Raw genomic sequence first — 15,671 nt, forward strand, 5'->3', positions numbered from 1 at the left:
GCCCTGAACCGGCCGATGCTGACCCTGTCGATCATGCTCGCCACGCTGATCCAGACCCTCGACAGCACGATCGCGAACGTCGCGCTGCCGCACATGCAAGGCACGCTGTCCGCGTCGCAGGACGAGATCACGTGGGTGCTGACCTCCTACATCGTCGCGGCGGCGATCGCGACACCGCTCACCGGCTGGCTGTCCGACCGGCTCAGCGTGAAGCGGCTGCTGATCGTGTCGATCGCGGGCTTCACGGTCGCATCCGCGCTGTGCGGGCTGTCCGAGACACTCGTGCAGATCGTCGGCGCCCGCCTGCTGCAGGGCGTGTTCGGCGCCGCGCTGGTGCCGCTGTCGCAGTCGATCCTGCTCGACATCAACCCGCGCGAGAAGCAAGGCCAGGCGATGGCGATCTGGGGGATGGGCGTGATGGTCGGCCCGATCCTCGGCCCGACGCTCGGCGGCTGGCTCACCGACAGCTACAACTGGCGCTGGGTGTTCTTCATCAACGTGCCGATCGGCGCATTTGCGCTGGCCGGCGTGATGACCTTCCTGCCCGCCCGCGCGCCGCGCCCGCACGTGAAATTCGACGCGTTCGGCTTCGCGACGCTGGCGCTCGCGATCGGCGCGTTCCAGGCGATGCTCGACCGCGGCGAACAGCTCGACTGGTTCGGCTCGTACGAGATCCGCATCGAGGCGATCGTCGCGACGCTCAGCTTCGCGTTCTTCCTCGTGCATACCGCGACCGTCGGCAAGGCGTCGTTCTTCAAGTCGGAACTGCTGCGCGACCCGAACTTCGCGACGGGCACGCTGTTCATCTTCGTGGTCGGCGCGGTGCTGTACGCGACGCGCGCGCTGCTGCCGCCGATGCTGCAGAACCTGATGGGCTACCCGGTCGCGACGACGGGTCTCGTCACCGCGCCGAGCGGCGCCGGCACGATGATCGCGATGCTGTTCGTCGGCAGGCTGCTGAAATACGTGGATGCGCGGATGCTGCTGCTCGCGGGGCTGTCGATTTCCGCGCTCGCGCTATGGCAGATGATGCAGTACACGGTCGTGCTGTCCGAAGCGGACATCGTGTGGCCGGGCGTGGTGCAGGGCTTCGGGCTGGGGCTCGTGTTCGTGCCGCTGAGCGCGCTGTCGTTCTCGACGTTGCCGCCCGACCTGCGTGCGGACGGCACGGCCACCTACAGCCTGATGCGCAACATCGGCAGCAGTATCGGCATCTCGATCGTGCAGACGCTGATGACGCGCAACACGCAGGTGTCGCACGCCGATCTCGCCGCGCAGATCACGCCGTTCAACCCGGCCGTGCAGGCGATGGCCGGCAGCCGTCTCGACATCGCGCTGCTCGACCGCACGATCAACCAGCAGGCATCGATGATCGCCTACCTGAACGACTTCAAGCTGATGTTCGTCGCGACGCTGCTGATGATTCCGCTGTTGCTGCTGATCCGCCCGCCGCAGAAAACGGCGAGCGTGGAGATCGCGCACGCGGCGATGGATTGACGATGCGACGGGCGCGCGCCCGTCGCAGGCCGGACCGTCAGGCCTTCATCGTTCCCGTACGCACGTAACGCTCGTGCCACGACAGCGCCTCGGCGAGCAGGTGCGGCGTGTGCTTGCCGAAGCTCTCGCGCGACGCACGCTCGAAGTAATCCTCGAGCATCGGCCGGTAGTCGGGATGCGCGCAGGTCGCGATGACCTTGCGTGCACGCTGTTTCGGCGACAGGCCGCGCAGGTCGGCGAGGCCCTGCTCGGTGACGACCACCGCGACGTCGTGCTCGGTATGGTCGACGTGGCTCGCCATCGGCACGATCCGCGAGATCGCGCCGCCCTTCGCGGTACTCGCCGACATGAAGCACGACAGGTAGCCGTTGCGCGCGAAGTCGCCCGAGCCGCCGATGCCGTTCTGGATCTTCGTGCCCATCACGTGCGTCGAGTTCACGTTGCCGTAGATGTCGGCCTCGATCATCCCGTTCATCGCGATGCAGCCCAGACGGCGCACGAGTTCCGGATGGTTGCTGATCTCCTGCGGGCGCAGCACGATCTTCTCGCGGAACGTCGCGATTTCGTCGGCGAAGCGCTGCACGGCGGCCGGGCTCAGCGACAGCGCGGTGGCCGACGCGAAGCTCAGCGTGCCGTCCTGGAGCAGGTCGAGCATGCCGTCCTGGATCACCTCGGTGTACGCGGTCAGGTTCGAGAAGCCGGCCGAGCTGAGCTCCGCGAGCACCGCGTTCGTGATGTTGCCGACGCCCGACTGCAGCGGCAGCAGGTTTTCCGGCAGGCGGCCGCGCTTCACTTCGTGCCGCAGGAAATCGATCAGCTGGTGCGCGATCTGGTTCGACGTCGCGTCCGGCGCGGAGAACGCGTTGCTGCGATCCGGCGCGTCGGTCTCGACGATCGCGACGATCTTGTCGGCCGGGCAGCGCAGATACGGCTCGCCGATCCGGTCGTCGCTCTTCGTCAGCGGAATCGGCTTGCGGTGCGGCGGCAGCGCGGTGCCGTAATAGACGTCGTGCATCCCGTCGAGGCCGAGCGGCTGGCGCGAGTTGACTTCGAGGATCACGTGCTTCGCGCGTTCGAGCCACGTCTTGTTGTTGCCGATCGAGGCGGACGGAATCAGCAGGCCGTCCTCGCGGATGCCCGCGACTTCGACGATCGCGACATCGAGATCGCCGTACAGCCCGAACCATGCGTATTGCGCGACGTGGCTCAGGTGGACGTCCTGGTAGTCGACTTCGCCGCCGTTGATCTTGTCGCGCAGCGTCGGGTCGGACTGGTACGGCAGGCGCATCGAGATGCCGTTGGTGCGGGCAAGCGCGCCGTCGAGTTCCGGTGCGGTCGACGCGCCCGTCAGCACGTTGATCCGGAAGTCCTCGCCGCGCGCGTGGGCCGCGTCGATGTGGGCGGCGAGCGCGGCCGGAACGGCCTTCGGATAGCCCGACCCCGTGAAGCCGCTCATGGCGACGGTCATGCCGGGACGGATCAGCGCGGCGGCTTCGTCGGCGGTGCGGACGAGCGAACGCAGGGCGGGAGCGAGGATGCGTGATGAAGACATGGCTGGATTTCTGATGCTCTGGTCTGTCGTTGACGTCGCTGGGGGTGTCTCCTGAGCGACATGAAGCCCTTGTGGCCGCGACGGGCGGCCGGCACCACAGGCATGGTCGGAGTATCTCAGAGGCGGTCGCCGCGAAATGTCCACCGTATGAAAAAGATCGTTGCCGGATTTGCCGCGTATCGAACGGCCGTTCTGTGACAGGCGCCCCGTTCAATTCGAATGCACATGAAAGGTGCACGAAAGTATCGGACACAACGACCGGTCGACGATCACCAATCCGCACACGTCAATCGACGGATTTCCACTGCGATTCATCGCCTGTCGATCGGCAATGGTCGATGCCGTATCCGGCGCGGCCAATTGTCACCTGATGCCGGTTGTGCCGGCCTGATGCACGTCAAGCTCGCACGCGCCGCGCGTCCCCCGCCGGGATGCGCGAAAAACACCGCCGCACCGGCCTCCGAGGCCCGTCCGTCCTTGACAGGCACGCCATGCGAGCCACACTGGAATACGGATCCCGCAGCCCCGTTCAGCCGCCCTTTCGCGCACGCGTTTTTCGGTCGGCCGATCGTCGCAAGACGCGGTAACACTCCCTCATGTCAGGACATTGATCGAATAAAAAGCAACAAATTACAATTCCGTATATATTTCGCCGATGGACCAAAGAAAAACCGCCACACGTTCCGAACCGCCCCTGCCACGCACCTGGGATGCGCGGCTCGCGCGCTCGCTTGTCCGACCGCTCGTCGACACGCCCGTCACCCCGAATCACCTCACCACCGTTCGTCTGCTGATCGGCCTCGCCGGCGCCTGGTGCCTCGCGCACGGCGGCTTCGGCTGGAGCAACGCAGGCGCGTTCCTGATCGTGCTGTCGAACTTCGTCGACCACACCGACGGCGAGCTCGCCCGCATCAGCGGGAAATCCAGCAAGATCGGTCATTTTTACGACCTCGCGGCGGACGCGCTCGTCACGATCGCGCTGTTCGTCAGCATGGGCCTCGGCATCGTCGCCCAGGGCGGCCAGATGGCCGCGTCGCCGGTGCTGCTCGGCGCGGTGGCCGGCGCCGCCGTCGCGCTGATCTTCTTCCTGCGCATGCGGATCGAATCGATCGCCGGCAAGGCCGGCACCAAGCAGGCGTTCGCCGGCGGCTTCGAAACCGAAGACGTGCTGTACCTGCTGCCGCTCGTGACGCTCTTCGACGGCGTCGAGCCGTTCCTGCTCGCGGCGTCGATCGGCGCCCCGCTCTTCGCCGCATGGGTCGTGATCGACTGGTGGCGCATCGTCCGGCGCGGCAACGTCGCGCAGAATCCAACTGAAATCCAGGCTTCCAAATGACTCCTAGCACGCGCGACGACTCCGTGCTGAGCCCGGCACGCCCCGCGCCTGCGCGCGCGGCCGCGGCCGATCCCGATCGCACCGTGGCCGACTGCGTCGGCCGCCTCGACCTCGACAACCTGCGCGGCGATTACACGCGCCAGGGCTCGTTCCTGTATCTCGACGCGTTCCTGCCGGCCGACGCGCACGCGAAGCTCGCGGATGCCGCCCGCGCGATGCAGGCCGGCCTGAACCGCAATTACCTGCCCGGCCACAAGCAGGGCGGCAGCGTGAGCCGTCATACGATCGACGAGCAGGCGCCGTACATCGCCGAGCTGTATCGCTCGAAGGCACTCATCTCCTTCCTCGAGAAGGTCACGGGCGACAAGCTGATGCTGTCGCCGGACGACGATCCGCACGCGTATGCGCTGTATTACTACACGAAGCCCGGCGACCACATCGGCTGGCACTACGACACGTCGTACTACGACGGCCGCCGCTACACGCTGCTGATCGGCGTGATCGACGAATCGTCGTGCCGGCTCGACTACGAACTGCACACGCGCAACCCGGACGTGGCCGACGAACCGGGCTCCGTCCAGATCGCCGACGGCGGCATCGTGCTGTTCGATGGCGACAAGCTGCGCCACCGCATCACGCCGCTGGGCCAGAACGAGATGCGCGTGTCGCTCACCTTCGAATACGTGACGAACCCCGGCATGCGGCCGTGGAAGCGCTTCATCTCGAACATGAAGGACGCGATCGCGTATTTCGGTTTCCGCCAGGTGTTCAAGCAACTGGCAGCGCGGCGCACGACCGGGTCATGACACGCGCCGGCCTGATCCTGCTGTCCCTCGGGACCGCACTCTTCGTTGCACTCCTCGCATGGCAGGGCGTCGGCGCGGTCGCGTCCACGTTCCTCGCGGCCGGCTGGGGGCTCGCGCTCGTCGCGGCGTTCCACGTCGTGCCGCTCGTGATCGACGCGATGGCGATCTCCGTGATGTTCCGCCGCGGCCAACCCGGCGCCGAGCTCGGCAATGCACTGCGCGCGCGCTGGGTCGGCGAATCGGTGAACAGCCTGCTGCCCGCCGGGCAGATCGGCGGCCCCGTGCTGATGGTGCGCCACCTCGCGCAGCGCGGCACGCGGATGGCCGACGCGGCAGCCGCCGTCACCGTCAGCACGACGATGCAGGCGCTCGCGCAAATGGCGTTCGCGCTGATCGGCATCGCCGCGTTCAGCCTGTATGCCACGCACGAATCGGTCGCGCACCTGCGCACGCCCGCGCTGATCGCGACCGGCGTGCTCGGCGCCCTCGCCGCGCTGTTCTACGCGGCGCAGCGGCGCGGGCTGTTCGGCCGCGGCCTGCGCCTCGCATCGAAGCTGCTCGGCCCGCGCGACTGGTCGTCGCTGGCAACCCGCGCCGACGCGATCGACGACGCGGTCGGCGCGCTGTACCGCGATCGTGCGAAGGTCGCGAAGACGTTCGCATTGAGTCTCGTCGGCTGGATCGTCGGCACCGCGGAAGTGTGGCTCGCGCTGCACTTTCTCGGGCACCCGGTGAGCTGGCTCGACGCGCTGCTGCTCGAGAGCGTCGGCCAGGCCATTCGTGGCGCGGCCTTCGCGATCCCGGGCTCGCTCGGCGCGCAGGAAGGCGGCTACCTGCTGCTCGCGCCGCTGGTCGGACTGCCGCCCGACGCGGCGCTCGCGCTGTCGCTCGCGAAGCGCGCGCGCGAACTCGCGCTCGGCCTGCCCGGCCTGCTCTATCTGCATTTCAGTGAAAGAAACTGGCAGCGGCGCCGTGCGCCGCAGCCGCTCGCCGACTGATCGTTCAGATCCGCCGGCTTTTTGGTTGGAGAACCCATGCGAGCCATCATTCTTGCGGCAGGCCTCGGCTTGCGCCTGCAACAACCGCCCGAGGCGCAGTTCCCGAAGTGCCTGCTGCGCTTCGACGACGTTTCGCTGCTCGAGCGCCATCTGCGTGTACTCGACGCCGCCGGCGTCGACGAGATCGTGCTCGGGCTCGGCTTCCAGGCCGAGAAGGTCGAGCAGGAACTGAAGCGCCTCGGCCGCCAGGCCGAGATCGTGATCAACGACCGCTACGACCTCGGCAGCGTGCTGACCGTGCATACCGTCGCCGATGCGATGACGCGCGGCGGCGACGTGCTGCTGATGGACGCCGACGTGCTGTATGACGAGAACATCCTGCATGCGCTGGTGGCCGATTCCGACAAGGCGGTCGATCGCCTGCTGATCGACCGCGACTTCGAGGCCGGCGACGAACCCGTCAAGCTGTGCCTGAAGAACGGCGTGCCGGTCGAGCTGCGCAAGCAACTCGCGGTCGACCTCGAGTACGACACGATCGGCGAATCGGTCGGCTTCTTCCGCTTCACCGAAGGCACTGCGCGCCGCCTCGCGAAGATCGTCGCGGGCTACGTCGACAGCGGCCGCGCGAACATGCCGCACGAGGAAGCCGTGCGCGACCTGCTGCTCGAAGGCGGTCATTCGTTCGACGTCGCCGACGTCACCGGTTCGCCGTGGATCGAGATCGACTTCCCGAACGACGTCGCCCGCGCCACGCAAGAAATCCTCCCCCTGATTCAACGCACCACCGCAGGAGCTGCATGATGAACGCACGCGAACCCAATTTCACCGAATCGCGCAGCGCACGCCTGCGCCGCATGCTCGTCAGCAGCGACCTCGAATTCCTGATGGAAGCGCACAACGGCCTGTCCGCACGGATCGTCCGCGAAGCCGGCTTCAAGGGCATCTGGGCGTCGGGCCTCGCGATCTCCGCGCAGTTCGGCGTGCGCGACAATAACGAAGCGAGCTGGACCCAGGTCGTCGACGTGCTCGAATTCATGGCCGACGCGAGCGACCTGCCGATCCTGCTCGACGGCGACACCGGCTACGGCAACTTCAACAACGTGCGCCGCCTCGTGAAGAAGCTGGAGCAGCGTGGCATCGCCGGCGTCTGTATCGAGGACAAGCAGTTCCCGAAGACCAACAGCTTCATCGGCGGCGAGCGCCAGCCGCTCGCGGAAATCGACGAATTCTGCGGCAAGATCAAGGCCGGCAAGGATTCGCAGACCGATCCCGACTTCTCGATCGTCGCGCGTGTCGAAGCGCTGATCGCAGGCTGGGGGATGGACGAGGCACTGCGCCGCGCGAACGCGTATGCGGAAGCCGGTGCCGACGCGATCCTGATCCACAGCAAGCTGTCGCGCCCGGACGAGATCCTGCAGTTCGCGAAAGAATGGAGCGGCAAGGCGCCGCTCGTGATCGTACCGACCAAGTACTACAGCACGCCGACCGACGTGTTCCGCCAGGCCGGCATCAGCACCGTGATCTGGGCGAACCACCTGATCCGCGCGTCGGCATCCGCGATGCAGGCGACCGCGCGCGAGATCCACGAGAGCGAAACGCTGATCAACGTCGAGGACCGCGTGGCATCGGTCAACGAGATCTTCCGCCTGCAGGACGCTGACGAATACTCGGCGGCCGAGCGCATCTACCTGTCGTCGTCGTCGCGCGCGTCGAACGCGGCGATCGTGCTCGCCGCGAGCCGCGGCAAGGGCCTCGAAGCCGTGACCGAAGACAAGCCGAAGGTCATGCTGCCGGTCGCCGGCAAGCCGCTGCTGCGCTGGCTCGTCGACGGCTTCAAGACGCACGGCGTGAACGACATCACCGTGGTCGGCGGTTATCGCGCCGACGCGATCGACACGTCGGGCATCAAGCTCGTGGTCAACGAGCGCCATGCGCAGACGGGCGAACTCGCGTCGCTCGCATGTGCGGCCGAACGCCTGACCGGCGACACCGTGATCTCGTACGGCGACCTGCTGTTCCGCAGCTACATCGTGCGCGACCTCGCGGAGAGCGAGGCCGAGTTCAGCGTGGTGGTCGATTCGTCGCTGACGGAAACCAACCAGAGCGTGCGCGATTTCGCGCTGTGCTCGGCGGCGGACGATCGCGGCCTGTTCGGCCAGAAGACCTACCTGCAACGCGTATCGAGCGACGTCGCCACGGGCACGCCGCACGGCCGCTGGATCGGCCTGCTGAACGTGCGCGGTGCCGGTGTCGAGCGCCTGAAGGCGATGCTCGCGACGCTGCAGGCGCGCGACGATTTCGACACGCTCGACATCCCGTCGCTGCTCAACGAACTGATCGCCGCCGGCGAGAAGATCGAGGTGCAGTACGTGCACGGCCACTGGCGCGGTGTGAACGATCTCGAAGACTTCCGCCGCGCGGGTGACTTCGCGCACGGCCAGACGCCGCTGTCCGAACCGGGCACCGGCAACGGGGGCGCGCAATGATCGAAGCGACACAGTTCGTCGAGGCCGCGCGCGAGCGCGGTTTCGACTGGTACGCGGGTGTGCCCTGCTCGTACCTGACGCCGTTCATCAATTACGTGCTGCAGGACCCGACGCTGAATTACGTGTCGGCCGCGAACGAAGGCGACGCGGTCGCGCTGATCGCGGGCGCGACGCTCGGCGGCAAGCGCGGCATCGCGATGATGCAGAACTCGGGGCTCGGCAACGCGGTGAGCCCGCTCACGTCGCTGACCTGGACGTTCCGCCTGCCGCAGTTGCTGATCGTCACGTGGCGCGGCCAGCCGGGCGTATCCGACGAGCCGCAGCACGCGCTGATGGGCCCGATCACGCCCGCGATGCTCGACACGATGGAGATCCCGTGGGAGACGTTCCCGACCGACCCCGAACAGGTCGGCCCGGCACTCGACCGCGCGATCGCGCACATGGACGCGACGGGCCGCCCGTACGCGCTCGTGATGCAGAAAGGCAGCGTCGCGCCGTATGAGCTGAAGGCAAACCCGGCGGCTAGGCCGCGCGCGCATGTCGCCGCGCAAGCGTCGTCGCGCGCCGCGTCGGCCGAAGCGTGGCCGACCCGCCAGGATGCGCTGCAGCGCGTGATCGCGCACACGCCGGTCGATTCGACCGTCGTGCTCGCATCGACCGGCTTCTGCGGCCGCGAACTCTACGCAATCGACGATCGCCCGAACCAGCTGTACATGGTCGGTTCGATGGGCTGCGTGACGCCGCTCGCGCTCGGCCTCGCGCTCGCACGCCCCGACCTGAAGGTCGTTGCGGTCGACGGCGACGGTGCCGCGCTGATGCGCATGGGCGCGTTCGCGACGCTCGGCACCTACGGCCCGGCGAACCTCACGCACGTGCTGCTCGACAACGGCGCGCACGAATCGACGGGCGGCCAGGCAACGGTGTCGCAGCACGTGTCGTTCGCGGGTGTCGCGGCGGCATGCGGCTATGCGTCGGCGGTCGAAGGCGACACGCTCGACGTGCTCGATACGGCGCTGGCCGGGTCGAGCGACGGTGCGCAGTTCGTGCGCCTGGCGATCCGCACCGGCGTGCCCGACGGCCTGCCCCGCCCGACCGTCACGCCGGTCGAGGTCAAGACCCGTCTGATGCGGCACATCGGCGCCGCGCAGACCGAAGCCCACGTTGAAGGAGCCCATTGATGCTGCTGCTGAACCCCGGCCCGGTCACGCTCACCGAACGCGTGCGCCGCAGCCTGCTGCAACCTGACCTGTGCCATCGCGAAAGCGAATTCTTCGATCTGCAGGACGAAGCACGTGCGCGCCTCGTTGCCGCGTACGAACTCGATCCGGCCGAATGGGCCGCCGTGCTGATGACGGGTTCGGGCACGGCCGCCGTGGAAAGCATGATCGCGGCACTCGTGCCGCAGGACGGCAAGCTGCTGGTGATCGAGAACGGCGTGTACGGCGAGCGGATCACGCAGATCGCGACGCAGTACGGGATCGCCCATGAGGTGCTGAAGCATGAATGGATGCAGGCGCCCGATCTCGTGCAGATCGCCGCACGGCTCGATGCGGGTGGGTACTCGCATGTCGCCGTGATTCATCACGAGACGACGACGGGCCGGCTGAACGATCTCGGCGCGATTGCCGGGGTGTGCCGTTCGCGCGGCGTGAAGATGCTCGTCGATGGCGTCAGCAGCTTCGGCGCGGAAGCGATCGACTTCGCCGGCGGCGACATCGATGCGGTGGCCGCGACCGCGAACAAGTGCCTGCACGGCGTGCCGGGCGCGGCGTTCGTGATCGTGCGCCGCAGTGCGCTCGCGAAGGCTGCAAGCCGCACTTACTACCTCGATCTCGGTCGCCTGGCAAAGCTGCAGGATCAGCGCAATACGCCGTTCACGCCTTCCGTGCATGCGTATTACGCGCTCGTCGAGGCGCTGCGCGAGTTTGACGAGGCTGGCGGCTGGCGTGCGCGTCGTGCGCATTACAAGGCGCTCGCCGATCAGGCTCAGGCCGGGCTGGCGGCGCGCGGGATGCCGCTCGTGCTGCCGGAAGGTGAATCGTCGGTCGTGCTGCGCGCGTATCGGCTGCCGCAGGGTGTGACGTACGAGACGTTGCATGACGGCTTGAAGGCGCGTGGTTTCGTGATCTACGCGGGGCAAGGCGGGCTGTCGAAGGAACTGTTCCGGATCTCGACGATGGGCGCGATTCAGGCGGCTGATGTCGAGCGGTTGCTGGAAGGGTTCACGGCGCTGACGCGGTAAGCGGCGCTCGCACCTTCGTCCATGAAAGGCCCTTCTCGGAAGGGCCTTTTTTCTTCGTCGCACATTTGTCGGAAACGCCTGACACATTGGCATCAGCCAGCAAGCCCCCCATATTCACCACACTTTACTTGAACGCTCCGACGGTTGATCGACAGCGGTAAGCGGCCGTCTCGCCCGTTAGGTACATCAATCAAGAATCGCAAAGAATCGTTGGTATTGTGCTGCGTCTTAAGTAGGCGACAGTCTTGCTCTCTGCGATAAGAACGATGTGGGACACGCACCGTCGGGACCGCCCGCAGATAGACCGCAAACGTTATGCGACCCACCCCTTGCAGGCGCTCCACGACGACGTCGTCATCTTCGGTCAGGCCACGTCCATGTTCTGCCTCGCCACCCTCGTCCAAATCCTCATTTCAGGAGATAATCAGTGGACGACACATTTTAGTAACGTAGTTATTGACTGAGCCTAGTCACGCATGCGCATCGATCACATTGCAATTCGAAATTTCCACGGAATCGAGCAGGCGGAGTATGACCTGCACCCGTCGATTACAGTTTTGTTAGGCAACAACGCCACCGGCAAATCAGCAATCTTGGATGCACTCGCAATACTGGCAGGCAGCTACTTCTTGGGCGTCGATGGCGTAAGCTCATTGACAATTAAAAATGACGACATCCGCCAGGAACTTCGCTTCAACAGTGATGGTTCAACCCAACGTATCTATCACACGCCATCCGAACTAAACGCCAAGGGCGAGGTACACGGGAAAGTGATTGATTGGTGCCGAGACCGCCTATCTCTATCAGGGAAAACTCGAAAATCTGAAGCCCGACAGATTGAGCATCTAGGAGCGGACGCGTACGCCGAAGTGAAACGAGGAACTCACGTAACACGACCTTTTTTGGGTTACTATTCAGTTGCCAGACTAGGCACTCAAAAGAAAGAAACAGCCAACTTGAAGCGAGCTCTGGCAGATTTGAATGCGGGATATATTAATTCCCTAAACAAAGAAAGCAGTCAATGGGCAGCAGAGCGCTGGTTCGCCGGACTGCAAAGCAGAGCTCTCGAAAATATCGGAAACACCGGAGACATCCTAACTCTGGTTAAATCCCGTCTTCTATCACTCTTTCAATCGGCGGATTGCCCGCTAGATGACATTCGTCACGACCCCGAGACAAACGAAATTTTCGTCCGCTTCCACGAGTCGGGCGGATTTTGTCCCGTGTCGCTCCTTAGCAGTGGCTACGAGAGCGTCCTCTCAATGGGACTTGATATTATCTACCGGATTTACTCTTTGAATCGCCACCTTGGCCTGGAGGTTTTCAGCGAATCTCCGGGCATGGCTTTAGTGGATGAAACCGACATGCATCTGCATCCAAAATGGCAAGGTTGCATTGTCGAAAAATTACACGCCGCCTTTCCAAAACTTCAATTTGTTTTCACCACTCATTCTCCGTTTGTTGTCCAAAGTTTGCGACATGCCCGCATAATCGATCTCGACTCCGGTCAACAGCGAGATGTGGGAGATTATTTGAAAAAAAGTATCCCAGAAGTTGCCGAGGAGTATATGGGCATGTCTGACGTGGAGCGCAGCCCCTATTACCTTGAGCAAGTTGCAGCTGCTGAGGAATATTTCACTTTACTCAAGACCACTCCACGAGGAGATCCTGAAGAAATTGCCAAGGCGAAAGCTCGTTTGGATGAATTTGAAATTCGTTACAATCGAGACCCAGCTTTCGTAGCTTTACTTCGCGCCGAGCGCAATACTTCTAAGATGGACGAAAAATAATGCGACCACTTAAGCGCCTGCCAAACAGTAAAAAATATTCGACTTACCAGAGCTACAAAGCTGATCTGCTAGCACGATATGGCTCTTACTGCGCCTATTGTGAAAAAAAGGACGGCGATCTTGATGTAGAGCATGTCGAACCAAAATCCAAGTCCGGAAAAATCACTGATTGGGATAATTTATTACTTGCCTGCCCAACATGCAATAGAGATTTCAAAAAGGCATTCAATCCAGATCGAAAAGGCTATGTTTTTCCGGATCACAATGAATCCTATAAGGTGTTTCACTATCGATCAAATGGTACCGTTGGTGCGGTTACAGCCGCCGCTGTCGCGACTAGGAAGCTGTGCGGGCTAAATCGACCAGGTGCCATGAGCAACCGTACCGACGCATTCGAACGAGCAAAGGGCATGAGGAATGAAGTCCTGGCTGGCACTAGGACGCCGGCAGACGTCATACCTTGGGCTCGTGCCATGGGCCACTGGTCGGTATGGATGTCCGTGTTTCGTAATGAAGCTGCGGTAATCGCACTACTTCTTGACCCCGCAAATTTTCCGGGCATTCGTGCTGCCTTTTTACACCCCGTGAATCCGCCAATTGTCCGTTAGTCATCAAATATGGATTACTTCGTAAAGCAGGAATCTGAAGCGACTGGACTAAAAATCTTGAAGTATTCTGAGTGACGACTTTCCGCGGTCAAGTGCAGTCGGTCGACAAGAGAGCCAATTACGGACTTCCTGCAACCGAATTGAACCCTGTCGCCCCTGTGACTGTGCTACCGACGACGGCTCTGGGTTGCGAATTCGACCCATCGATGCAACGAAAGTCTGTGAAAACCCTTTCCATCGTGACTACGAAAATCCTCCGCTTCGCCCCGCTGATGGCGCTCGCCGCCGCCACCGCCGTTCAGGCGGCAGACAACCAGGCTTGCGACGACGCGACCGTCGTTTCGGTCGCTCGCTGGGCCGGCGTCGCAAGCGCACGCCTCGCCGCACGCGACGCGAACCGGCTCGTCGTCGCATCGGCATGCAAGGTCATGCCGAATGCCCCCGAAACGACCGTCGCGGCCGTTGCATTCGATTCGCTTCCCCAAAGCAAGAACCCGGACAAAAGCAACAAGCTGCAGGTCGTCGCGCTCGTCGAAGGCGGCAAGGTCATGGCGGCCGAAAAGTCGGTGATCCAGGAAGATGCGGCGATACAGATCGGCGAGCACAGCTATCGCATCGATACAGCACCCTACCGGCTGTCGCCCGATGTGCGGGCGTTTGGTGTCGTGTTCAGCAGCACCGCGCACGGACCGAGCTGCCCGGATGCCTACATGGAGAACGAACTGACCCTGTGGATTCGCGAAGGCGCTCGCATCCGCCCCGTGTTTGGCACCAATCTCAATGGCTGGGTTGCTACCACAGGTACCGCGTGCGGCCCCGATACCAGTGACCTGCGCAGCGAGTCCGCCCGCATGACGATTGCGGTCGAGAAGACGTCGCACAACGGCTTTGCGGACCTGTCGATTACGGCACACGTGATGAACGCGGAAAGCAACGACGATAAGCAACCGGACGCGGGAAAACGCACCGTGCGCACGGTCGTCAAATACGACGGCAAATCATACGGGAGCGATATGTACCGGGACTTCTGGTATTCGCCTGCCTCAAAGAAGCGATTCAAATAACGGTAAGCGGGGCCGCAGTAACACCGCCCCACCCATCTACTCCACCACCTTCGCCCCGATCGCCTCGCCCGACGCCGGCATCCGCCGCGCTTCCTCCCGCCCTCGCCGCGCCTCACGCGCCGTATACCGATCCTTCAACCGCAGGAACGGCTTCTCGACGAGAAAGTAACTGGCCGTCGCCGCCATCAGCGCCCACACGATCCCAAGCGGAAACGCATGCGCAACCGGCAGATCCGGATTCGCGAACGGCTGCTGCCACAGATAGAGGCTGAACGAGATCGTGCCGACGAACACGACAGGCTGCGCACGCAACCATCGCGCACACCAGAATTCGCTGCGGAAATTCAGCACGACGATCACGATTGCGATCAGCGCGGCTTCGAGCGTCACGCCGTACGTCGCATTCCAGAAGCCACCGAACCGATGTTCGGCGAGCGGGCCGCCGATCAGCACGACCACGATGATCGCCGTCACGATACGCGTCCCGCCGCGCCACGAGCGGATCCACGCTTCGAGCCGTTCGCGGTTGAGCGACGCATAACAACCGATCAGGATCGGATCGACGCCCGTGTGAAGCATCATCCCGAGTTGCCCGCGCAGCGCGGGCGCCACGAAGTACGTGACGGCGCGCACCAGCGGCACGACCAGGATCAACGCGGCCAGCCAGCGCGTACCGCCGCGGCGCATGCCGTACACGAACAGCAGCGGCCAGAACCAGTAGAACTGTTCCTCGAGCGCGAGCGACCAGAAATGGCCGAGATACCACGCACCGTCCGGATGCAACGCGTTGTCGCCGGTCAGTCCGAACCACGCCGAGTAGTTCCACAGGTGCAGCGCCGCATACAGCCACTGCCGGCGATCGACGTCGAACCAGCCGGCGAAGGCCACGATCGCGACCGCCGCGAGGTAGACGTAGCAGGCCGGCCAGATCCGCAGCGCGCGACGCACGTAGAACGACGTCAGCGCGATGCCGCCCGTGCGCGCGAATTCGGCGCGCAGCACGTTGGTGATCAGGAAGCCGCTGAGGACGAAGAAGATCAGCACGCCGAGCCGGCCGTCGGCGATCAGCCGCAACGGCGCGTACCAGCCCGTGTAGCCACCGGGCAGCACGTGCTCGGCGTGTCCGACCACGACCATCGCCACCGCGACGGCGCGCAATCCGGTCAACTGCGTGACGCGATGGTTCATCGGCTGGTTTCCGTCGGCACGGTGGATGGGCAGCAGACCAGCGCCGCCCTCGCTTCGGCACGCCGATATGCCGCCGGGATTTTGTATGAAAAATATCGGAATGA

Annotated in this window: 13 protein-coding genes; 11 read left to right on the forward strand and 2 right to left on the reverse strand. The window is 64.0% G+C overall.

What is annotated here, in order from left to right; all coding sequences use genetic code 11:
* Positions 1-1,497 (forward strand): DHA2 family efflux MFS transporter permease subunit (locus VK92_RS27770; RefSeq protein ID WP_048026062.1); only part of this gene is annotated, 1,497 nt, incomplete at its 5' end.
* 37 nt (positions 1,498-1,534) lie between these two features.
* Here VK92_RS27770 and VK92_RS27775 read toward each other — a convergent pair.
* Positions 1,535-3,049: an acetyl-CoA hydrolase/transferase family protein gene (locus VK92_RS27775; protein ID WP_048026051.1), complete on the reverse strand. Its 1,515-nt coding sequence runs from the start codon at positions 3,047-3,049 to the stop codon at positions 1,535-1,537.
* A 655-nt stretch (positions 3,050-3,704) separates the two neighbouring features.
* Here VK92_RS27775 and VK92_RS27780 point away from each other — a divergent pair.
* From VK92_RS27780 to VK92_RS27825, 10 genes are all read left to right on the forward strand, one after another.
* On the forward strand, positions 3,705-4,385 hold the full coding sequence (locus VK92_RS27780; protein WP_021162080.1) for a CDP-alcohol phosphatidyltransferase family protein: 681 nt from the start codon (positions 3,705-3,707) through the stop codon (positions 4,383-4,385).
* Positions 4,382-5,191, forward strand: a complete 810-nt coding sequence (locus VK92_RS27785) for a HalD/BesD family halogenase (protein WP_048026050.1) — start codon at positions 4,382-4,384, stop codon at positions 5,189-5,191. Before VK92_RS27780 ends, VK92_RS27785 begins: the two co-directional genes overlap by 4 nt.
* Positions 5,188-6,189 (forward strand): HpnL family protein, encoded by a 1,002-nt coding sequence (locus VK92_RS27790; RefSeq protein WP_048026049.1) that lies wholly within the window; start codon positions 5,188-5,190, stop codon positions 6,187-6,189. The genes VK92_RS27785 and VK92_RS27790 overlap by 4 nt, the downstream gene beginning before the upstream one ends.
* A 36-nt stretch (positions 6,190-6,225) precedes the next feature.
* Positions 6,226-6,990, forward strand: a complete 765-nt coding sequence (locus VK92_RS27795) for a phosphocholine cytidylyltransferase family protein (RefSeq protein ID WP_048026048.1) — start codon at positions 6,226-6,228, stop codon at positions 6,988-6,990.
* The gene (gene aepX / locus VK92_RS27800; protein ID WP_048026061.1) at positions 6,990-8,675 is read left to right on the forward strand and encodes a phosphoenolpyruvate mutase; all 1,686 of its coding nucleotides are present in this window, start codon (positions 6,990-6,992) and stop codon (positions 8,673-8,675) included. The genes VK92_RS27795 and aepX overlap by 1 nt, the downstream gene beginning before the upstream one ends.
* Entirely contained in the window at positions 8,672-9,853 is a 1,182-nt protein-coding gene (aepY, locus tag VK92_RS27805) for a phosphonopyruvate decarboxylase (protein WP_048026047.1), read from the forward strand. The genes aepX and aepY overlap by 4 nt, the downstream gene beginning before the upstream one ends.
* Positions 9,853-10,917 (forward strand): 2-aminoethylphosphonate aminotransferase, encoded by a 1,065-nt coding sequence (locus tag VK92_RS27810; RefSeq protein WP_048026046.1) that lies wholly within the window; start codon positions 9,853-9,855, stop codon positions 10,915-10,917. Before aepY ends, VK92_RS27810 begins: the two co-directional genes overlap by 1 nt.
* A 476-nt stretch (positions 10,918-11,393) precedes the next feature.
* On the forward strand, positions 11,394-12,707 hold the full coding sequence (locus VK92_RS40780) for an AAA family ATPase (RefSeq protein ID WP_081075874.1): 1,314 nt from the start codon (positions 11,394-11,396) through the stop codon (positions 12,705-12,707).
* Positions 12,707-13,315: an HNH endonuclease gene (locus VK92_RS40785; RefSeq protein ID WP_082160925.1), complete on the forward strand. Its 609-nt coding sequence runs from the start codon at positions 12,707-12,709 to the stop codon at positions 13,313-13,315. Before VK92_RS40780 ends, VK92_RS40785 begins: the two co-directional genes overlap by 1 nt.
* Before the next feature lie 272 nt (positions 13,316-13,587).
* Positions 13,588-14,379, forward strand: coding sequence for a multidrug ABC transporter ATPase (locus VK92_RS27825; RefSeq protein ID WP_226127122.1), 792 nt, complete (start codon positions 13,588-13,590; stop codon positions 14,377-14,379).
* 36 nt (positions 14,380-14,415) lie between these two features.
* Here VK92_RS27825 and VK92_RS27830 read toward each other — a convergent pair whose 3' ends face one another.
* Positions 14,416-15,567: an acyltransferase family protein gene (locus tag VK92_RS27830; RefSeq protein WP_048026042.1), complete on the reverse strand. Its 1,152-nt coding sequence runs from the start codon at positions 15,565-15,567 to the stop codon at positions 14,416-14,418.
* Positions 15,568-15,671 lie beyond the last annotated feature (104 nt).

The sequence above is a fragment of the Burkholderia sp. LK4 genome (genome assembly GCF_001043615.1).
Lineage (GTDB): Bacteria > Pseudomonadota > Gammaproteobacteria > Burkholderiales > Burkholderiaceae > Burkholderia > Burkholderia cepacia.